17 protein-coding genes, 1 tRNA gene and 1 riboswitch are annotated in these 19,897 nt (G+C 45.0%); of the genes, 13 read left to right on the forward strand and 5 right to left on the reverse strand.

Annotated features, from left to right (window positions below; translation table 11 throughout):
- Nucleotides 1-112: 112 nt before the first annotated feature.
- Nucleotides 113-889, forward strand: coding sequence for a 2,3-dihydro-2,3-dihydroxybenzoate dehydrogenase (locus AACQ21_RS10770; protein WP_105977555.1), 777 nt, complete (start codon nucleotides 113-115; stop codon nucleotides 887-889).
- Nucleotides 890-948: 59 nt separating this feature from the next.
- Here the strand turns inward: AACQ21_RS10770 and AACQ21_RS10775 are convergent, their stop codons facing one another.
- Nucleotides 949-2,022, reverse strand: coding sequence for a 3-deoxy-7-phosphoheptulonate synthase (locus AACQ21_RS10775; protein ID WP_105977556.1), 1,074 nt, complete (start codon nucleotides 2,020-2,022; stop codon nucleotides 949-951).
- A gap of 585 nt (nucleotides 2,023-2,607) precedes the next feature.
- Here AACQ21_RS10775 and AACQ21_RS10780 point away from each other — a divergent pair.
- Nucleotides 2,608-4,893 carry a glycoside hydrolase family 9 protein gene (locus AACQ21_RS10780; RefSeq protein ID WP_105977557.1) on the forward strand — a complete coding sequence of 762 codons (2,286 nt, stop codon included), beginning with the start codon at nucleotides 2,608-2,610 and terminating at the stop codon, nucleotides 4,891-4,893.
- A gap of 99 nt (nucleotides 4,894-4,992) precedes the next feature.
- Here AACQ21_RS10780 and AACQ21_RS10785 read toward each other — a convergent pair.
- Nucleotides 4,993-5,068 (reverse strand) — tRNA-Asn (locus AACQ21_RS10785).
- A 546-nt stretch (nucleotides 5,069-5,614) separates the two neighbouring features.
- Here AACQ21_RS10785 and uvrB point away from each other — a divergent pair.
- The 3 genes from uvrB (at nucleotide 5,615) to luxU (ending at nucleotide 9,636) form a co-directional block, all read left to right on the forward strand.
- Nucleotides 5,615-7,645: an excinuclease ABC subunit UvrB gene (gene uvrB, locus AACQ21_RS10790; protein ID WP_029189720.1), complete on the forward strand. Its 2,031-nt coding sequence runs from the start codon at nucleotides 5,615-5,617 to the stop codon at nucleotides 7,643-7,645.
- 241 nt (nucleotides 7,646-7,886) lie between these two features.
- Nucleotides 7,887-9,293 (forward strand): quorum-sensing sigma-54 dependent transcriptional regulator LuxO, encoded by a 1,407-nt coding sequence (gene luxO, locus AACQ21_RS10795; RefSeq protein WP_026028245.1) that lies wholly within the window; start codon nucleotides 7,887-7,889, stop codon nucleotides 9,291-9,293.
- A 4-nt stretch (nucleotides 9,294-9,297) separates the two neighbouring features.
- On the forward strand, nucleotides 9,298-9,636 hold the full coding sequence (luxU, locus tag AACQ21_RS10800; protein ID WP_013857261.1) for a quorum-sensing phosphorelay protein LuxU: 339 nt from the start codon (nucleotides 9,298-9,300) through the stop codon (nucleotides 9,634-9,636).
- On the opposite strand, the gene AACQ21_RS10805 is transcribed toward luxU, so the two are convergent.
- Nucleotides 9,633-10,523 carry a YvcK family protein gene (locus tag AACQ21_RS10805; protein ID WP_013857260.1) on the reverse strand — a complete coding sequence of 297 codons (891 nt, stop codon included), beginning with the start codon at nucleotides 10,521-10,523 and terminating at the stop codon, nucleotides 9,633-9,635. The two genes, luxU and AACQ21_RS10805, sit on opposite strands and share 4 nt — an antisense overlap.
- A 179-nt stretch (nucleotides 10,524-10,702) precedes the next feature.
- Nucleotides 10,703-10,846: riboswitch (molybdenum cofactor riboswitch) on the forward strand.
- Here AACQ21_RS10805 and moaA point away from each other — a divergent pair.
- The 5 genes from moaA (at nucleotide 10,835) to moaE (ending at nucleotide 13,626) form a co-directional block, all read left to right on the forward strand.
- Nucleotides 10,835-11,824: a GTP 3',8-cyclase MoaA gene (gene moaA / locus AACQ21_RS10810; RefSeq protein WP_026028246.1), complete on the forward strand. Its 990-nt coding sequence runs from the start codon at nucleotides 10,835-10,837 to the stop codon at nucleotides 11,822-11,824. Its footprint overlaps the riboswitch before it by 12 nt.
- A 67-nt stretch (nucleotides 11,825-11,891) precedes the next feature.
- Nucleotides 11,892-12,404 (forward strand): molybdenum cofactor biosynthesis protein B, encoded by a 513-nt coding sequence (gene moaB, locus AACQ21_RS10815; protein ID WP_010320682.1) that lies wholly within the window; start codon nucleotides 11,892-11,894, stop codon nucleotides 12,402-12,404.
- Between the two features lie 10 nt (nucleotides 12,405-12,414).
- On the forward strand, nucleotides 12,415-12,915 hold the full coding sequence (gene moaC, locus AACQ21_RS10820) for a cyclic pyranopterin monophosphate synthase MoaC (protein WP_010320681.1): 501 nt from the start codon (nucleotides 12,415-12,417) through the stop codon (nucleotides 12,913-12,915).
- Nucleotides 12,908-13,153: a molybdopterin synthase sulfur carrier subunit gene (gene moaD / locus AACQ21_RS10825; protein WP_010320680.1), complete on the forward strand. Its 246-nt coding sequence runs from the start codon at nucleotides 12,908-12,910 to the stop codon at nucleotides 13,151-13,153. Before moaC ends, moaD begins: the two co-directional genes overlap by 8 nt.
- 2 nt (nucleotides 13,154-13,155) lie before the next feature.
- Nucleotides 13,156-13,626, forward strand: coding sequence for a molybdopterin synthase catalytic subunit MoaE (gene moaE, locus AACQ21_RS10830; protein ID WP_038148363.1), 471 nt, complete (start codon nucleotides 13,156-13,158; stop codon nucleotides 13,624-13,626).
- Here moaE and AACQ21_RS10835 read toward each other — a convergent pair.
- Complete coding sequence (locus AACQ21_RS10835; RefSeq protein WP_105977558.1) at nucleotides 13,623-14,588, reverse strand: sensor domain-containing diguanylate cyclase; 966 nt, start codon at nucleotides 14,586-14,588, stop codon at nucleotides 13,623-13,625. The two genes, moaE and AACQ21_RS10835, sit on opposite strands and share 4 nt — an antisense overlap.
- Before the next feature lie 274 nt (nucleotides 14,589-14,862).
- Between AACQ21_RS10835 and AACQ21_RS10840 the strand changes: the two genes are divergently transcribed.
- The 3 genes from AACQ21_RS10840 (at nucleotide 14,863) to udp (ending at nucleotide 18,953) form a co-directional block, all read left to right on the forward strand.
- Complete coding sequence (locus AACQ21_RS10840; RefSeq protein ID WP_013857256.1) at nucleotides 14,863-15,279, forward strand: CBS domain-containing protein; 417 nt, start codon at nucleotides 14,863-14,865, stop codon at nucleotides 15,277-15,279.
- A 286-nt stretch (nucleotides 15,280-15,565) separates the two neighbouring features.
- Nucleotides 15,566-17,860: a zinc/cadmium/mercury/lead-transporting ATPase gene (locus AACQ21_RS10845; protein WP_105977559.1), complete on the forward strand. Its 2,295-nt coding sequence runs from the start codon at nucleotides 15,566-15,568 to the stop codon at nucleotides 17,858-17,860.
- Between the two features lie 334 nt (nucleotides 17,861-18,194).
- Nucleotides 18,195-18,953, forward strand: a complete 759-nt coding sequence (gene udp / locus AACQ21_RS10850) for a uridine phosphorylase (protein WP_010320675.1) — start codon at nucleotides 18,195-18,197, stop codon at nucleotides 18,951-18,953.
- A gap of 127 nt (nucleotides 18,954-19,080) precedes the next feature.
- Here udp and AACQ21_RS10855 read toward each other — a convergent pair whose 3' ends face one another.
- Entirely contained in the window at nucleotides 19,081-19,893 is an 813-nt protein-coding gene (locus AACQ21_RS10855) for a hypothetical protein (RefSeq protein WP_013857254.1), read from the reverse strand.
- Nucleotides 19,894-19,897: the final 4 nt, after the last annotated feature.

The raw sequence follows: 19,897 nt of genomic DNA on the forward strand, positions 1-19,897 counted from the left end.
TTATATATGATAATAATTATCAATAACAAATGATAATTAATGTTATTAACTGAGGCTGAGATTCAGTTATGGCTATGGTCTAGTGTGGATTTAACGGAGTAAAGTTAGGAAAATGCTGAAATTAGACGAAACGGTTTTATTGACTGGAGCCGGACAGGGGATTGGTTATGCCGTGTTGGAATCTTTACTGGCGAGCGGTTATCGAGTTGTAGCGACGGATAGAAATCACCACCAATTAACTCAGCAATTAGCGAGTTTGAACGCGCGCTATACCGAGCAGCTTCATTGCTATGAGCTTGATTTACAGCATCATGACGACGTAAAAAAAAGGGTACAAGAACTGAATGAGCGCTATCAGTTTGCTCATTTCATCAGCTGCGCGGGCACATTGCACCTTGGTTCAATAACCGAATTATCGATGTCAGAGATCAAAGCGATGTTTGATGTCAATACGTTTGGCACCTTAGCCGCTTTGCAAGGGGTTGCGATAGGAATGAAAGTGCGCCAGCGTGGCAATGTTATTGTGATTGGCTCTAATTCAGCGAATACGCCTCGGCTCAATATTGGAGCATATGCGGCATCTAAATCGGCTTTGCATATGTTGGTCAAGTGCGCAGCTCTTGAGCTTGCAAACGATGGAATTCGATGCAATATCGTTAGCCCGGGCTCAACACGCACCGAAATGCAAACGCAGTTATGGAACAGCGAATATGGTGAAAGAGAAGTGATAAAAGGTAATCTTGAACAGTACCGTTTGGGGATACCCCTTGGCAAAATGGCGGAGCCCGAAGACATTGCTGGGGTTGTCATGTTTTTGATGTCGAATGCAGCAAGTCAAATCACCATGCATGATTTGAGAGTGGATGGCGGCGCTACGCTCGATAATTAGGTGAAGGCCACTGACGATAGGCAAGGTGAAGCAAACGGGAGCTTCACCTTAGTGGTCGTTTACACTGGAGCGTGACAATATTGCTGCTGTTGAAGTGTTGCGACCGCATCATCGAGCGTATTTAAAAAGCACATTGTATCCTCCCAACTTAAGCACTCATCAGTGATGGATTGACCGTAGCAGAGCGAGCCTTTATTCAAAGCTTGGCTACCGCCTTGCAAAAAGCTTTCGCACATTACCCCCGCAATGCGGCGCTCTCCAGACAGCAGTTGCTGGGCTATGTTGTTTATTACATCCAATTGATTCTTAGCGATTTTCCCGCTATTGCCGTGGCTGCAGTCAATTACTAGCCTGCTGCTGAGCTGGCTATGATGTAATTGATAAGCCGCACTTTTAACACTGTGACTTGCATAGTTTGGCGTGACACCACCACGTAAAATGATATGGCAATATGGATTACCTTGAGTTTGCACCGCAACCGGTTGCCCATTCTCACCCGCCATAATCAACAGATGTGAATCGTTAGCGGCATGAATCGCATCGATTGCAATGGTCGTATTGCCGTCAGTACCATTTTTAAAACCAATAGGGCAGTGCAATGCTGACGCGAGTTGGCGATGCGGTTGTGATTCAGTGGTTCTTGCGCCAACCGCACCCCAACAAATAAGGTCCGCGATATACGGTGCGATGTGCGTATCTAAAAACTCAGTTGCTGTTGGTACACCCAGCGCTAAGACTGACTTGAGTAATTCACGGCTAGAGCTTAGCCCTTTGAGTAAGTTAAATTGACCGTTGAGATCAGGGTCAACCATGTATCCTTTCCAGCCAGTCCGCGTTCTCGGTTTTTCAAAATAAGTTCTCATCACCAACTTGAGAGTGCTGCTGAACTGTTTTTGTGCCTTTGCGAGTCGTTGTGCATAGTCAATTGCAGCCTCAGGGTCGTGGATTGAACATGGCCCAATAATCACCAACATCCTTGAGTCACGACCCGACAAGATATTTTGAATGTCTTGGCGGTGTTGGTGAACGGCCATTGATCGTTGATTATCGGTTTCTGATGATTGGTCTAGAAGGTATAGATTGGGTAAAGGAGTGATTGATGAAGCGTTCATCACATTATGTAGAGATTTCATGGGCACTATCCGCATAAACATTACGACGTAATGATAATTATTATCATTAATTATTTTCGATAGTGTGAAACATTTGTACAATTGTCAATATGTAAACAGATTTAAATCAAAATGGGGGAACGCGTTTAAAATGAGCTGTTAGCAATGATCAATCACTATTACGTTTGTGATGATTGTGCTTTTTGGTCTCCTGCCGCAGATCAATACATTAATGCCCACGGTGATTGGTGAGCGTTTGGGGTTACCAATAGAAGATTTTTACCATGGTCGTTTAGTTCAAGAGTACAAGCTGGTCTTATGCTCATATCAAAGGTCTAGATAGTTAGCCGGGCTCAAGAGCATGTTGTAAAGGCTATAAAGTTAGTTTACCCCCCGATTGATATAATTGTTCGCTAGAGCACAAGTCAATTTATCGATGAGATTTCCTTGAAGCAGATTCATCACCTTAGAGGTAAGTGCTAGCAGTATCACGAAGAGAGAAATAGGCGTTTTTAGAACGGTTCTTTTGTGCTTAGACATCTACTTATTAGCCATGAAAATCGCTTAATTTCAATGGTGTTGTAATTTATATGTCTAGGAGTAAATATGCATAAATTCAAACTATCATTGGCAACAATACTCATTCTTTCATCGTGTTTTGCTTATGCAAATGAGCAAATTAAGAACGGCAAATTTAACGAGAACATGGATGGTTGGTGGAATGCTGGTGCAGATGTAAAAATCAAAAATGGCGAAGCATGTCTTGAGATTAGAAGCCCAGGAGAGAACCCTTGGAATGTGATTTTAGGACAGGGCGGGATTGGGTTGGCAAACAAAGCAGATTATGAAGTTTCATTTGATGCTTATGCAACCGTTGATACTCAAATGAGAACGCTTATTCAGCATGAAGGTCCTCCTTATACCAACTATTTTGTGGATGATACAAAAGTTTCACTGAAGAAGAAGAGCTATAAGTTTAAGTTCAGCCATGATGTTGAAAGCGATGCTAAAACTGAGTTCCAGTTTCAAATGGGCGCCCAGAAAAAGGGAACCGTATGCGTTAGCAATGTTTCAGTCGTCGGTGAGAAATACATTGAAGAGCTGAAGATAAATTCTGTTCGTGCTAACCAAGTCGGTTACCTTCCTCAAGCAGATAAGTTTGTGTTTGTCGCGAATGAATCTAAAGAGCCATTAAAGTGGGTGCTAACAAACAACAGCAATATCAATGTCGATTTAGGTAAAACGGAAGTTTTTGGTCTTAATAAGGCATCAGGCGAGTTTATTCACCGTATTGACCTATCGAACTACAGATCAGATATGAGTGGCTTGAAAGTAAAAGTCGGTGAAGACGAGAGCTTGCCATTTAGCATTAGCAAAGATATCTACAGTCAGTTGAAGTACGATGCATTGTCTTACTTCTACCAAAACCGTAGTGGTATTGAGATTGATAAGGCTCTGGTACAGCGTGACGATCTAGCGCGTCCCGGCGGTCATATGAGCGATGTGGTTACCTGTTTTAATAAGACGGACAGCTGGGGTAATAAATGGCCAGGCTGTGATTTTTCTGTCGATGTAACTGGCGGTTGGTATGACGCTGGCGACCATGGTAAGTATACGGTTAACAGCGGTATCTCGACTTGGACTCTTTTGAACCTGTTTGAAAGAGGTAAATGGCTAGATAACGCACCAATTCCTTTTGCAGAAGGGAAAGTGAAAATTCCAGAAGCTGGAAATGGCGTTAATCCTTTGTTGTCAGAGGCTCGTTGGAATATCGAATTTATATTGGCAATGCAGATCCATAGTGACCAACCTGTAGCGGTTCCTGCTGGTGACCAGTCTGAAGATAAAACACTTAAACTGACTAAGATTGACGCAAAAGGGATGGCTTTCCATAAAGTTGCTGATGAAGCTTGGACAGGTATGCCACTGCCACCTCATATGGACACCCAGAAGCGATATGTGGGTTATCCAACCACTGCGGCTACGTTGAACTTGTCAGCAATTGGTGCTCAATGTGCGCGAATTTGGAAAGAGATTGATCCTACGTTCTCAAAAAACTGTTTGAATGCGGCGCAAGAGGCTTGGGAAGCCGCGAGCAAAAATCCTAATATTCTTGCCTATGATAACTTCACAGGGTCGGGCCCATATGATGATAAAGAGCTTTCAGACGAGTTCTACTGGGCTGCAAGTGAACTTTATATCACCACAGGTGACAGCAAGTACCTTAAAGCACTGAAAGCTTCTCCTCATTATCTAGAGACACCAAAAGGTAACATTGAAGCAGATGGCGAAATGTTCTGGGGGTACACAGCGCCTTTAGCAACAATAAGCTTGGCCGTTGTGCCTAATGGATTGGGTGAGGATCAAATTAAAGTTGCAAGGAAAAACTTAATCGCAACCTCTGATAACTTTGTGGGCCAGATTAATAACGAGGGTTATCATATTCCTTACACGGTAGAAGAGTATCCATGGGGATCGAACTCGAGTTTTGTAAATAGAGCTATCTTCTTAATCTATGCGAATGATTTCACCGGCGATATTAAGTATGTAAAAGCGGCTGCAAATGCGATGGATTACTTACTAGGCGCGAACCCAATGAACCTGTCTTATATTACAGGTTACGGCACCAATGCGGCTAAAAGTCCACATCACCGTTTTTGGGCACATGCTGCGGATGAAAAGTCACCAGCTCCAGCACCTGGCACACTAGTGGGTGGACCCAACTCAGTGAGTTACAGTGATCCAGTCGCTGCGACATTGAAGGGGCAGTGTGTTGGCCAAACCTGTTATAGAGATAACATTAATGCATGGTCGTTTAATGAGATCACGATTAATTGGAATGCTCCTCTCGTTTGGGTTTCTTCTGCTTTGGATGAAGGGCAATTATATTGATTAACGAGTCAGGAAAAGACGTTAAGAGAATACAATTCCTTGAAATAGCTAGATTTAGATACAAAAAAAGACGTCCTAGGACGTCTTTCTTCTGGAATTTGGCTCCCCCTGCAAGACTTGAACTTGCGACATACGGATTAACAGTCCGCCGTTCTACCGACTGAACTAAGGGGGAATTGCTTTGAGCGGTGCGAATGGTAGCGACTGGGGTGTTCAGTGTCAACCTTTCCAGCCGAAGAAAAAGTAAAAATATTTCCCTGAAAATACTTTACTTTTCTGTACCCCTTATCGGCATTAGGCTAGGTTTAGTTATCCACCAAAATTGTGGATAAGTGTGTTGACGAATCCTGAGCAATTCGTTTCATCAATGAATGTTGAGTTATTACTCTACTCATTTGTTGAGTTTATTTTTTATATAACACTATGTTTTTTATTTTATTTTTTGATTTATCAACTGAAATTATCAATAAGAAATGAAAATGAATGGCGATGAGAAAAAGGGAGTCATTTTGAAATTTTGGGGAAAACAAGTGGATTATTTTTGAAAGTTAGGAGTGGTTTTTTACCAATCAGGCCGAAGATGGTAGCAAACGTATGGAGAAGAAACTAGCATTTTTTCAAAACAGGGGTGATTTACGACGCAACTATTTTGAACAATTACTTGCAACAAAACATGGCTAACAGCGAGAATGCCTATTCAGTTATAGAGGACAACGGCATTATGAGCAAAACGTTTGAATTGGTATCGGGTTATCAACCGTCAGGCGATCAACCAACGGCGATCAAGCAATTGTTTGATGGGCTAGATGCAGGTCTTGCTCATCAAACCTTGTTGGGTGTGACGGGGTCAGGGAAAACATTCACCTTGGCTAATGTGATCGCCAAGGCGCAGCGTCCGGTTATCTTGTTGGCACCGAATAAAACGCTCGCAGCCCAGCTGTATGGTGAGATGAAGTCATTTTTCCCCAATAATGCGGTTGAGTATTTCGTCTCTTATTACGACTACTATCAGCCAGAGGCGTATGTGCCGACCACGGACACATTTATAGAAAAAGATTCCTCGATTAACTCACACATAGAACAAATGCGACTCTCCGCGACTAAAGCGCTGCTTGAGCGTAAAGATGCGATTATTGTGGCTTCTGTATCGGCGATCTACGGTTTGGGTGATCCTGATTCTTATCTGAAAATGATGCTGCATGTTCGCCGTGGTGATGTGATGGATCAGCGCGACATTATCCGCCGTTTAGCCGAGCTCCAATACACACGTAACGATATGGCGTTTGAACGTGGTCAATTTAGAGTTCGTGGAGAGGTCATCGATATCTTTCCCGCGGAATCGGATTATGCGGCCGTGCGTGTTGAAATGTTTGATGATGAGGTAGATTGCATCAGTTTGTTTGACCCATTGACGGGCGCAATGATTCAGCGAGATCTTCCTCGCTATACCATCTATCCTAAAACGCACTACGTTACGCCAAGAGAGCGCATTGTAGATGCGATAGAGCACATCAAAGAGGAGCTGCGAACCCGGCAAGCCTATCTGTTGGAAAACAATAAACTACTCGAAGAGCAGCGCATATCGCAGCGTACTCAATTTGATATTGAAATGATGAATGAGCTCGGTTTTTGTTCAGGTATTGAAAACTATTCACGTTATCTTAGTGGGCGAAAAGAAGGAGAGCCGCCTCCGACCCTGTTTGACTATCTACCGCATGACGGTTTATTGATTATCGACGAATCACACGTAACCGTGCCGCAAATTGGCGCGATGTTCAAAGGTGATCGTTCACGCAAAGAAACGTTAGTGGAGTTTGGTTTCCGGTTGCCTTCCGCTTTAGATAACCGTCCATTAAAGTTTGAAGAGTTCGAATCACTTGCGCCGCAGACGATTTTTGTTTCTGCTACCCCGGGCAACTATGAGCTAGAAAAATCAGCCGGACAAATTGTGGATCAAGTGGTGCGCCCAACCGGATTACTGGACCCCGTGCTGGAAGTACGACCAGTCGCAACACAAGTGGATGATGTGTTGTCAGAGATCCGCATTCGCTCAGCGAAAGATGAACGTGTGCTGATCACGACATTGACTAAACGCATGGCTGAAGACTTAACTGAGTATCTTCATGAACATGGGGTTAAGGTCAGATATCTGCACTCAGATATTGATACTGTTGAGCGGGTTGAGATTATTCGCGACCTTCGCCTAGGCGAATTTGATGTGTTAGTGGGTATTAACTTACTGCGTGAAGGTTTGGATATGCCTGAAGTCTCTCTTGTCGCAATTCTTGATGCGGATAAAGAAGGTTTTCTACGTTCAGAACGTTCATTAATTCAGACCATTGGCCGTGCGGCACGTAATATTGAAGGCAAAGCGATTCTCTATGCTGACCGCATTACTAACTCAATGAAGAAAGCGATGGATGAGACCGATCGTCGCCGTGAAAAGCAGCAAGCACATAATGAAGAACAAGGGATAACACCTCAGGCGCTGAAACGTAATGTCAAAGACATTATGGAGTTAGGTGATATTACTAAGTCCAAGCAGCAGAGGATGAGCAAACAAGTACCTTTGTCGAAGGTGGCAGAAAGCTCGCAAACTTATGAAATATTCACGCCGCTACAACTGGAAAAAGAGATCGCCAAACTAGAAGGGTTAATGTACAAACACGCACAAAACCTAGAATTTGAATTGGCTGCCGAAAAGCGTGACCAAATTGAAAAACTGCGTCAGCAGTTCATTACCAACAGTTAAAAAAATAGCCAATAGAAAAAGGTCTATTGGCTGTTATTTGTGAACACTTTATTCACTAACAACGTCAGTTGGCTAGGTGACCCCTAAGGGTCATATTGAATAGAGCACATATCGTGCCAATTAATTTTATGCAAAAAGGGCTATTAACTAACGAATTAGTGCCTTTTTGTTATTTTATTTTGCAAAATGCGAACCTTAATGCAATAGTTAAGGCAAAGTGCAAAATAATAATGGCTAGAATATGCAACCTGACTTTTCTCTACAAAAGGCTAAATATCTTTTGATGGTGGAAGATACGGCTTCCGTTGCGGCGCTGTATCGCTCATACCTCACCCCCCTTGAAATCGATATCAATATTGTTGGTACAGGTCGTGATGCGATAGAGAGTTTAGCTCACCGAGAGCCGGACCTCATATTGCTGGATCTTCGATTACCCGATATGACGGGCATGGACGTTTTACATGCTGTGAAAAGTCACTACCCCAATGTGCCAGTGATATTCATGACCGCTCATGGTTCGATCGATACCGCAGTGGAAGCGATGCGTCACGGTGCCCAAGATTTCTTGATCAAACCTTGTGAAGCAGACCGCTTGCGCGTCACGGTTAACAACGCCATACGTAAAGCTAGCAAACTAAAAAATGAGGCTGGTAACCCGGGTAATCAGAACTACCAAGGCTTTATCGGTAGCAGTCAAACCATGCAATCAGTTTATCGAACCATTGACTCAGCGGCCTCCAGTAAAGCCAGTATTTTTATTACTGGCGAAAGTGGTACGGGTAAAGAGGTGTGCGCAGAAGCGATTCATGCGGCCAGTAAACGTGGCGATAAACCCTTCATTGCGATTAACTGCGCCGCCATTCCTAAAGACTTAATAGAGAGTGAACTCTTTGGCCACGTGAAAGGCGCATTTACTGGCGCAGCGACCGATCGCCAAGGCGCAGCCGAGTTGGCTGATGGCGGCACACTGTTTTTGGATGAACTGTGTGAAATGGATTTGGATTTGCAGACCAAGCTGTTGCGCTTTATCCAAACGGGCACATTTCAGAAAGTGGGCTCATCGAAGATGAAAAGTGTCGATGTTCGTTTTGTCTGCGCTACCAACCGCGATCCATGGAAAGAGGTACAAGAGGGCCGTTTTCGTGAAGATTTGTACTATCGTCTTTATGTGATCCCATTGCATTTACCACCGTTACGCGAGCGAGGCGATGACGTTATTGAAATTGCTTACTCTTTACTCGGCTTTATGTCTAAAGAAGAAGGCAAAGGTTTTGTCCGCTTAGCGCCAGAGGTTGTGGAGCGTTTTACGCGCTATGAATGGCCGGGTAATGTGCGTCAACTGCAAAACGTGTTGCGGAATGTGGTGGTATTGAACCACGGCAACGAGATCGAACTGAGCATGTTACCGCCACCGCTAAATCAAGTCGTGGATAACAAGATCCGATTAGCAAACCTAACGACGGATACGCGCAAGGAAAATATAACCGTCCACGATATTTTTCCTTTATGGATGACGGAAAAGCAAGCCATCGAACAAGCGATAGAAGCGTGTGATGGTAATATTCCTAAAGCAGCCAGTTATTTAGACGTTAGCCCTTCAACGATCTACCGCAAGCTTCAAGCGTGGAACAGTAGAGAGAACTCATAGAGATATGGAACTGATCAATAAAAACAAAATTGCGCATTTGGCCCAAGAAATTGGAGAAGAGAATGTGCCAATATTGCTCGATATTTTTCTCAGCGAGCTGAGCGCCTATACGCAGAAGCTAGCTGATCAAAATCTGCCGGATAAAATCGAATATTTAAAAGACATCAGCCATGCTCTAAAAAGCAGTGCCGCCAGCTTTGGTGCGGATAAACTGTGCGCTAAAGCGGTGGATATCGATAGCAAAGGAAAGGCAAACTGCATTTTTGATGAGGCTGAAGAAGTGGCGGCGATGCGCGCTCTTATCGAAGAGACGCATCGTTGCTACTGCCACTTGATGGATTAGCTTGTGAGTTGATTCTCAATGGCTTTTTGAAGTTTAACTCGGTCGTGCCGCCAGTCACGATTGGATGATGCTAGCTCTGTAGTGACACAATGCCAGTGTTCAGCCAGCTCCGGATGTGGTGTATCGCCGATCACCACATCGATTTTTCGCGCGTGGCAGGCGCGCTCACACCATTCCAATTTCTGCCGTAGCGACATGCGACCAGCAGGTCCTTGCTCGGGAGACAAGTTCTCAACAAAAATCAGCTTTGCTTTTACGTTTTGCTCAATGGCATTGCCAATTTCGGGCAGCAGTAGTGGTGGCATCACACTGGTGAGAAAGCTTCCCGGGCCAAGGATGATGCAGTCTGCTGCACTGATGGCGAGTATGGCTTCTTTGGTTGCTGGCACTTCAGGTGATAAATCTAAGCGCCTTAAATCTTCCGTCATCTCGTCCACGTTCGTTTCACCCGTGACCCAATGACCGTCCATAGAAAGTGCACTAAGATCAGAAGGATGCTCTGACATAGGTAAAATATTAACATCGACTTTGAGCATGTTGCGGATCAAGTTGATCGCGTCCAAAGGGCGCACAGATAGGTTATCTAATGCAGTCAGCATCAAATTACCGAGATTATGACCATTGAGTTCTCCCGCACCTTTAAAGCGATATTCAAACATCATCGAACTGATTGAAGGCTCAGTGATCAACTGGTTGATACAGTTACGTGTATCGCCCCATGCAATGCCACCTTGGCAGTGGCGAATGCGCCCAGTGGAACCGCCGTTATCTGTGGTGGTTACAATCCCTGTCGCATTGGAGCCAAAATCTTTTAACGCCGCTAGCATGCGTCCAAGCCCATGTCCTCCGCCAATGGCGACGACTTTCTTTGAAGTGTATAGAGTCATCTGTTCTTCTTATTTTTTAATAATTAACTACAATTTAAATCAGCTTGTTCACAACCCATACTCATTAGGAGGTAAATTGGGTAATGGACTCTTTTTTTTTACGATAAGGGTAGAATCACTTACTAATATTAAGTATTTTACTTATCAGCTGCTGTAGAGATAGTTAATTATACTACCTCAACGGCTGCCATAGCTCCGAGCTTAACTGGCTAAGTCTCATTTTTGTGAGATAGGGTGGTTAAGCCAGTGGTCTAATACCACAAGGGCATAATTGGAAATGATTATGCCTCCCGTATTTGGAAAGGTGTTCCGTGGCGCAACAGTTCGAAGATAGATTCCAACGTAAATTTTATTATTTACGTTTATCTGTTACAGATGTCTGTAACTTTAAATGCACATATTGCCTGCCTGATGGTTATCAACCTTCGGGGCAGAAAAACTCGTCTTTTTTAACCCTTCCTGAAATACAACGCGTCGTGCGAGCCTTTGCCGACTGTGGTACGTCGAAAGTACGCATCACAGGGGGGGAGCCGACTTTGCGTAAAGACTTTAACGACATTATTGCTTGTGTGGCGAATACCGCTGGTATAGAGAAAGTCGCGACCACCACCAACGGTTACCGTATGGCCAAACAAGTCGAAGGTTGGCAATCGGCCGGGTTAACGCATATCAATGTCAGTGTCGATAGTCTTGATCCAAGAATGTTCCACCAAATCACGGGTGAAAACAAATTTACGCAAGTGATGGCGGGGATTGATCGCGCTTTTGAAGTCGGTTACCAGCAAGTTAAAGTCAACGTTGTGCTGCTAAAAGACCTTAATCATCAGCAGTTACCTGCTTTTTTAGATTGGATTAAACATCGCCCTATTCAACTTCGTTTTATTGAACTAATGCAAACTGGTGAAATGGACTCGCTGTTTGAGCGTCACCATATTTCAGGTGTTGCCATTCGTAATCAACTGATTGCCAATGGTTGGGTGCTGAAAACCCGAGCTCACAATGATGGGCCAGCGCAAGTATTTGTTCATGCCGATTACCAAGGTGAAATCGGTCTTATCATGCCGTATGAGAAAAACTTTTGCCATAGCTGCAACCGCTTACGTGTTTCGGCAAAGGGGAAGTTACACCTGTGCCTTTTCGGTGAGCAAGGCGTTGAATTACGCGATCTGCTCGCTCAAGATAATCAACAGCAAGCCTTAATTGAGCGAATTCAAGCGCAATTACAGACCAAGTCGGTCAGCCATTTTTTACAAGATGGCAATACGGGTATGACGCCTAATCTCGCCTCCATTGGCGGCTAAATTCTTTTTGTCACTGGCTATTGTTTAGCGGGTGATGTTGGTACACATTTGAACAGTAGGTGAACACATGGGTCACGCAGAAAGCGCATTTCAACCAGCACATATTGCCGTACTGACGGTTTCTGATACTCGTACTGAAGAAAACGATACTTCAGGCGGTTACTTAGCTGAGCAACTTCAACAAGCGGGACACATTCTGGCCGATAAGCAGATTGTTATTGATGATCAGTATAAAATTCGCGCGATTGTGTCTCAGTGGATCGCGGATGAAAACGTGCAAGCCGTGCTGATCACGGGTGGAACGGGTTTTACCTCACGCGACAGCACACCAGAGGCATTAAAGCCCTTGTTTGATAAAGAAGTTGAAGGTTTTGGCGAGCTGTTCCGATTGGTCTCTTACGATGAAATTGGCACTTCAACTATTCAGTCTCGCGCCATTGCAGGTTTTGCCAACCATACGGTTATTTTTGCCATGCCAGGTTCAACAGGAGCGTGCAAAACCGGTTGGACAAAAATCATCAAACAGCAGTTAGATGCCAGCCATCGCCCATGCAACTTTATGCCACATCTTTCGGTTTAACGGGGTTTCAATGAGCGAATTTACTCATATTAATGCCTCAGGCGAAGCCAATATGGTCGATGTCTCTGCCAAGGCTGAAACCGTACGTGAAGCACGTGCGGAAGCCTTTGTGAAGATGTCACCACAAACGCTGCAACTGATCCTTTCTGGGCAACACCACAAAGGTGATGTGTTTGCTACCGCAAGAATTGCGGGTATTCAAGCGGCGAAGAAAACGTGGGATTTAATCCCACTGTGCCACCCATTGCTGCTTACTAAAGTAGAAGTGCAGCTTGAAGCCATCGAAGCACAAAGCAAAGTTCGAATTGAATCATTGTGTAAATTAACCGGTAAAACAGGGGTTGAAATGGAAGCCTTAACTGCGGCATCGGTGGCGGCGTTAACCATTTACGACATGTGTAAAGCAGTACAAAAAGATATCGTGATTGAACAAGTGCGCTTACTTGAAAAAAGCGGCGGGAAATCGGGTTACTTTAGCGCTCAGCCACAACAAAAGGTCACGCATGATTAATGTCCTCTTTTTTGCTCAAACTCGTGAGTTGATCGGCCAAGACAGCATTCAACTCAAGGCACAGTTTGCTACGGTTGAAGCACTGCGTAGCCACTTAGCCTCGCAGCCTGGGAAATGGGATTTAGCCTTGCAACCGGGAAAACTGCTGGTGGCAGTCAATCAAACCATCGTTGCCTTTGATTACCCGTTAAGTGATGGTGATGAAGTGGCTTTTTTTCCTCCAGTAACCGGAGGCTAGTGATGGATAGCCGTATTTCCGTTCAAATATCAGATTTCTCGGTAGACGCAGAATACCGTGATTTGTCGCAAGGTACTTCCGCTGGAGCTGTGGTTACCTTTATTGGCAAAGTTCGTGATATGAATTTAGGTGATAATGTTATTGGCTTAACGCTTGAGCACTATCCGGGAATGACAGAAAAAGCCTTGAGTGATATTTGTGATCAGGCGCAGGCACGATGGCCGGTGCAAAAAATCCGTGTGATCCACCGAATCGGTGATTTAGATATTGGCGATCAAATCGTGTTTGTAGGCGTGTCGAGCTCACATCGTGGTGCGGCTTTTGAGGCGTGCGAATTCGTTATGGATTACCTTAAAGCCAAAGCACCGTTTTGGAAGAAAGAGCGCACCACCGAACAAACACGCTGGGTGGAGTCTCGAGATTCAGATGCCCAAGCCGCGCAGCGTTGGGCTAATCATCACACCATCGACTAAGCCTTGTGTAGTATATGAATAGTTCCGCGCTGTTGATTCTTCGCGTGAAACAGCGCTTTATCGGCCGTTGATACAAACTGTTCTGGCGTCATGCCAGTCGGTATGTGTTCGCAATATTGGATGCCGATAGTAATCGATACATACAATGAGACACGAGAATAGCGGTGAGGGATTTGCAGCTCTCTCACTTCACTAAGTAGTTGTAATGCTTTTTGCTCGCACTGTTTAATATCAATATCCGCAATAAATAGTAGAAATTCATCTCCTCCATAGCGAAAGCAGAGGTCATCTTTACGTTTCCAATGCTGCAGAGTGCTCGCTATCTTGCGCAGCACAGTATCGCCATTCACATGGCCATAGTGGTCGTTATATTCTTTGAAGCAATCTAAGTCGATCATGAAAATTGCAGCACTACTTTGCTCACGTTTGATCTTATCTAACGCTTTGGGCAGCAATGAGTCCATCGCATAACGGTTATAGACCTGAGTTAAATGATCCACATTGGTCAGTTTTTCTAACTCAAGTTGGTGTATAGAAAGCCGCTCTAACGTGCGCTTATAAGCGGTAATATTTCTCACAATCCATAGCACGTACTCAGTATTTTTCAGCGGGATGACCAATGCGTTAAAAAACTGAATATCGATAGGGCCAGAGCTGCCTTTAAATTGAGCTATCACCCTTAGGTCGAGATCGTATTCAAACTCTCGCATTTGTCCGTTATCAATGACTTCTTGGATAATTTGATGAAACCAAGCGGCTTTTTTTTCGGGTAATACCTGGTATAGATTGAGACCAATGAGAACCCTTGGGTCGTGGTGTCGGCTGCGATCCGTGCCTCCTAAGGCCTCCACATATGCGCCATCGCGGTTAATCAGAAAAGTGGGTTCGGGTAATGACTCCAACAAGCTGCGCATCAGTGCTGGGTTTTCTATAATCTCGGAAAACAGTGGCGAATTCACCATGCCCAGTCCTTATTAATACAACGGTCAATGTTTAAGATATAAATGATATTAACTGTAAAATCTTGCGAGACATCGTGTTCTTAACGTGTTGTTTGATTCAAAAATGAGACGTTTTGATAAAAGATTTTGCCATTTACCCTTGATAAAAATTAACTATTTGTAATATCGATAGTTTGTGCCGATGAGCAAAATCGATTTTTTCCATTTAGTAAAACGGTGAAATTAGTCAACACTTAACTTAAGGCAGCATACCGTTGCAACCAAGGAGACAGATATGCAATCGCTAATAGTTAAAGACTATATGACATTACAAGCCATCACCTTCAAACCGGACATGCCAATGACTGCGGCTTTAGAAAAAGTGATGCGTTCGGAGCATCTTGGTGGTCCTGTTATTAACGACCAAGAACAAGTGATTGGCTTTCTATCAGAGCAGGATTTGCTCGATAAATTGGTGAAGGTGAGTTATTTCTGTGAAGACACCCATTTAGTCCGTGACTGCATGCACCCTGAAGTGCTGTCCGTTTCATCAGACACCTCTATTATTGAGCTTGCTGACATGATGAAAGTAGGAAAACCGAAAGTTTATCCCGTGATCGATCAAGGTAAATTGGTTGGCATTATTACGCGCAGAGATGTACTGAGAGCATTAGGGAAAAACTTAACGCATTGTTTTAAAAAACCAACATAGCAAACTATACCCTTCCTACTTGAAGCTGCAGCAGTGTTGGCTACGTTCGTTCACCCCAATCACATAGTTTGCCTATGCTCATGGGGACTCACTCACTTGCCGCCTACCTGCAACTCCAAGTTGTTTGGGTATATCAGCAGTAATAAATAAAATTCTAGAGGTGCAGTGCACCTCTTTTCCATCTAATCAAGGTGAATGTGCGTTAAGTGCAGGTTTGATAAAAATGCGCTTGACCTTGGAGTTAACTCTAAGGTTTAAGCTTTGTGCATCAGAGAAGGAGAATCCTATGTGCACAAAACATGAAGCTTGCAGTACTACAAAAAATAGCATGGCAAACCCGCAGGCGGTGTCATGCTCTAGTCTTAAAATTACCGCGATTAGGGCTGCGGGCGTTGATTCAAATGAAGAGGGGTGCTGCGGGTCACAAGAGTGCGCAAGCAATGATCCTGATGATGAACCCGCGCAGCTCACATCCGTTAAAACACAGTTTAACCAAAGCTGGAAAATTGAAGGGATGGATTGCCCATCTTGCGCACGTAAGGTTGAAACGGCGCTTAAAAAAGTGGGTAATGTGATCGACGCCAAAGTGCTGTTTGCCACTGAAAAATTGGTGGTCAAGTTTAATACCGAAGAGGCAGCGCTTGAAATAGAGCAAGCGGTTCGTAATGCAGGTTTTACGGCTCACCGCATTGATGCGGCTAATCCAGTTTCTGCCCCCATTCATAGTGACTGGAAGTCGGTCATAAAACAGAACGCGCAGATCCTCTCCATTGCTGGCGCCATGGTACTCGCCGCTATTGTGCAGCCTTATTTCCCTCAAATCAGCGATGGGATGTTCATTTTGACCTGCCTTGCCGGTTTGTATCCTATCGGTAAAAAAGCGATTCAACTGGCACGCTCAGGCACACCTTTTGCGATTGAAACCTTAATGAGCGTTGCGGCGCTCGGAGCGCTCTATCTTGGTGAAACGGTTGAAGCAGCGATGGTGCTATTACTCTTCCTCATCGGAGAGCGGCTAGAAGCTTTTGCCGCTTCTAAAGCGCGTAGCGGTGTACAAGCTTTAATGGCACTGGTGCCTGAAACGGCAACAAAAATTGTGGCAGGAGAACGCATCACGGTGGCGGCACATGAGCTAAAACCGGGGGATGTAGTGGAAGTTTCTCCCGGCTCTCGGCTACCCGCGGATGGTCAATTGCATGAAGCGTCGGCCAGTTTTGATGAGAGCGCGTTAACGGGCGAATCACTGCCTGTCGAACGTTATCAAGGTGACAGAGTCATGGCGGGTGCTGTGGTCGCGGATCAGGTGGTGCGTTTCACCATCACGTCCAAACAGGGTGAAAACGCGATTGACCGCATTTTGCATCTAATTGAAGAAGCGGAATCTCGCAAAGCGCCGTTAGAACGTTTTCTTGATAAATTTAGTCGTTGGTATACCCCATTAATGATGTTGGTTTCATTGGCCGTGGTTGTGATACCGCCGACACTGTTTGCGCAGCCATGGGAAACATGGGTTTACCGTGGCTTAGCCTTACTGCTGATTGCTTGTCCATGTGCGTTGGTTATCTCAACTCCGGCGGCCATTACTTCTGGTCTTGCCGCAGCGGCGCGTCGTGGTGCACTGATCAAAGGGGGCGCGGCGCTCGAACAGCTTGGAAAAATAGAGAGTATTGCTTTTGATAAAACGGGTACTTTGACCAAAGGTAAACCGGAAGTTACGGATGTGGTTGCGCTCAATGGCTGGGATGAAGAGCAATTGTTGCGCTATGTCGCAGCGGTTGAAATGGGCTCGAGCCATCCTCTGGCAACCTCTTTAGTGAAAAAAGTGCAAGCGATGGCTTTGCCCATTCCAGAAGCGATAGACAAGCGAGCGTTAGTTGGCAGTGGGGTTTCGGGGGTTGTGGAAGGGAAATCACTGCGCGTATTAGCGCCAAGCAAAGCGAATGTTCCGTTTTCTGATGAATTTAGCGCGCAAGTGGAAGCGCTAGAGATGCAAGGCAAAACAGTGGTGGTGGTTTTTGAGCAAGAGAACATTGTCGGTTTAATCGCATGGCAAGATACCTTGCGTGAAGATGCCAAAGCCGCCATTGAAGCACTGCGCCGTTTGGGGATCGACGCTATCATGCTCACTGGCGATAACCCTAGAAGCGCTGCGACGATGAGCGCTCAATTAGGGATAGATTTCAAAGCCAGTTTATTACCGCAAGATAAAGTGGAATACATTCAACAGTTGGCGCAGAGAAAACAGGTGGCGATGGTCGGGGATGGCATTAATGATGCGCCTGCAATGAAAGCGGCCAGCATTGGTATTGCGATGGGTGGTGGTACCGATGTTGCGTTGGAAACGGCCGATGCGGCAATTACTCATAATCGATTGGTCGAGCTCGCCACCATGATCGAGCTATCACAAGCTACACTCGCCAATATTCGCCAGAATGTCACGTTAGCGCTAGGCTTAAAAAGTATCTTTTTAGTCACGAGTTTACTCGGTATTACGGGCTTATGGGTGGCGGTGCTGGCCGATAGTGGAGCTACCGCGTTAGTGACGCTCAATGCGTTGCGTCTATTGAAATTTAAAAAATAGTCCGAGACTAAAAACCAAAAAGCTCAGCAAGGCATGGCGGGTCGTTATCTCTCATGCCTGTTGGGTTTGCACCCTATTGTGGTAATAGTGTGAAATGCGTCGATATTGCGCTTGTATTTTGTTATGCAGTGTTGGAAATCATCTTTTAGGGTTGGGTGTTATTTCATCAATCTTGCTGTTTTTTGTGATGCAAACCGTTTTTATGAGAATGTGTTCGTTACATTGCGTCATTCATTGTGAATTTGATCACTCTTTGTTGGCGCGTGGTCCGCTAGAGTAGCTGCATACCCGATGTATATCTATGAGCTGAACAAGCCGCAATAAGGAGTCACTTATGTCTCAAGCCGTTTTCCATCTAGGTGTTACCGAAGCCGATCTGAATGGTGCTACTTTGGCCATTATCCCTGGGGATCCAGCCCGCGTACAAAAAATCGCTGAAGAGATGGAAAATCCAGTCTTTCTTGCTAGCCACCGTGAATACACTGTGTACCGCGCAGAGTTAGACGGTAAGCCAGTCGTTGTTTGTTCTACTGGTATCGGTGGTCCTTCTACGTCTATTGCGGTTGAAGAGCTTGCTCAACTTGGCGTGCGTACTTTCCTACGCGTAGGTACTACTGGTGCAATCCAACCTCATGTCAATGTGGGTGATATGATTGTCAGCACAGGTTCGGTTCGCCTTGACGGTGCAAGTTTGCACTTTGCACCAATGGAATTCCCTGCTGTGGCTGATTTCGATGTCGCCACTGCAATGAAAGCGGCTGTAGTTGAAAGTGGTGCAACCGTGCACATGGGCGTCACCGCATCAAGTGATACCTTCTACCCAGGCCAAGAGCGTTATGACACCTTCACGGGTCGTGTTGTGCGTCGTTTCCAAGGCTCGATGAAAGAGTGGCAAGACATGGGCGTATTGAACTTTGAGATGGAATCCGCCACTTTGCTAACCATGTGTGCGAGCTCAGGTTTGAAAGCAGGTTGTGTGGCGGGTGTGATCATCAACCGTACTCAAAAAGAGATCCCAGATCACGCGACACTCAAAGAGACCGAGGCTCGTTCAATCAAAGTGGTTGTCGAAGCTGCGCGTAAAATGCTGTAATTGAGTTCTGAATTTACACTGATGTATCTATGTACACGGTGAGTGATTAGGCCACTTTTGAATAAAGTGGCCTTTTTACTTTCTAAATAATCACCAGTCAAACAGTCACCAGCTAAACAATTACTCACTAAGCAATCGCCAATTTAGGCAACGGAATGTACAAGCTCTCGGTTAAGTCGCTGAGCATCTGGTCGTAAACGTGAGAGATGCTGAGTGAAATATCCGAAGTGATTTGGTACATCGCGCCAGCTTCTATTTGAAAGGCAGGATGATCATGCAGTTCGCTCAGGCTATGCAGCGCGGCTGAGCAGCTTGGCGAAGCTACCGTTAAAGGGCTGATTAAGGCGAGTTGATTCATCCTACGCCTGACAACCTCACTATAATGCTGCAAGCGTATGCGGCCATCTTGAGTATCCATTTCATCAATGCTGATGCGCAACTGAGTTAGCGCGTCCATCGCATCAATGACCTGTTGCCAATTAATATGATATTCATCGCTGAGATCTTCGCGGTTGGATTCCACCAACCAAGCCAGTATCACCTCATCCATTAAGAACATACAGTGACGAATTATTTTACCATGCATCATTTGGTTACGAGCCACAGAGCGCTCTGGCCACTCCTTCATGAGTGCTTTAAGCTTAATTTGCAGCACACGGTACATTGGTTTGTTGTCAAAGTGTGCGATAGCAATTAAGTGATTACTTTTTTCGTATAGCGTATCTTGCAATTCATTCAACTCAGTGTCGCGTCTTTGACCAGAGGCTAGTGTTTGATGGGTAATGTTACGGTGCTGACGGCATAAAAACAGTAGCTGGCGAAGGTCGATCAGCAGTTGATATTTACGTTGTAATGTGGATTCACGCTGTTTTGCCAGATAAAACATCAGCCACAATATACCGATAGAGATAAGCATTGAGATAAAAACAAACATAACCAACTCC

The sequence above is a fragment of the Vibrio sp. V01_P9A10T6 genome (assembly GCF_963877065.1).
Lineage (GTDB): Bacteria > Pseudomonadota > Gammaproteobacteria > Enterobacterales > Vibrionaceae > Vibrio > Vibrio anguillarum.

Bases quoted from the DNA above. Each gene is read 5' to 3' on its own strand.
- udp (WP_010320675.1), top strand. From the start codon at position 18,195: ATGTCTCAAGCCGTTTTCCATCTAGGTGTTACCGAAGCCGATCTGAAT.
- AACQ21_RS10775 (WP_105977556.1), bottom strand. From the start codon at position 2,022: ATGAAATCTCTACATAATGTGATGAACGCTTCATCAATCACTCCTTTA.
- uvrB (WP_029189720.1), top strand. From the start codon at position 5,615: ATGAGCAAAACGTTTGAATTGGTATCGGGTTATCAACCGTCAGGCGAT.
- AACQ21_RS10845 (WP_105977559.1), top strand. From the start codon at position 15,566: ATGTGCACAAAACATGAAGCTTGCAGTACTACAAAAAATAGCATGGCA.
- moaB (WP_010320682.1), top strand. From the start codon at position 11,892: ATGGGTCACGCAGAAAGCGCATTTCAACCAGCACATATTGCCGTACTG.
- AACQ21_RS10835 (WP_105977558.1), bottom strand. From the start codon at position 14,588: ATGGTGAATTCGCCACTGTTTTCCGAGATTATAGAAAACCCAGCACTG.
- AACQ21_RS10780 (WP_105977557.1), top strand. From the start codon at position 2,608: ATGCATAAATTCAAACTATCATTGGCAACAATACTCATTCTTTCATCG.
- AACQ21_RS10805 (WP_013857260.1), bottom strand. From the start codon at position 10,523: ATGACTCTATACACTTCAAAGAAAGTCGTCGCCATTGGCGGAGGACAT.
- moaD (WP_010320680.1), top strand. From the start codon at position 12,908: ATGATTAATGTCCTCTTTTTTGCTCAAACTCGTGAGTTGATCGGCCAA.
- moaC (WP_010320681.1), top strand. From the start codon at position 12,415: ATGAGCGAATTTACTCATATTAATGCCTCAGGCGAAGCCAATATGGTC.
- luxU (WP_013857261.1), top strand. From the start codon at position 9,298: ATGGAACTGATCAATAAAAACAAAATTGCGCATTTGGCCCAAGAAATT.
- moaE (WP_038148363.1), top strand. From the start codon at position 13,156: ATGGATAGCCGTATTTCCGTTCAAATATCAGATTTCTCGGTAGACGCA.
- luxO (WP_026028245.1), top strand. From the start codon at position 7,887: ATGCAACCTGACTTTTCTCTACAAAAGGCTAAATATCTTTTGATGGTG.
- AACQ21_RS10840 (WP_013857256.1), top strand. From the start codon at position 14,863: ATGCAATCGCTAATAGTTAAAGACTATATGACATTACAAGCCATCACC.
- AACQ21_RS10770 (WP_105977555.1), top strand. From the start codon at position 113: ATGCTGAAATTAGACGAAACGGTTTTATTGACTGGAGCCGGACAGGGG.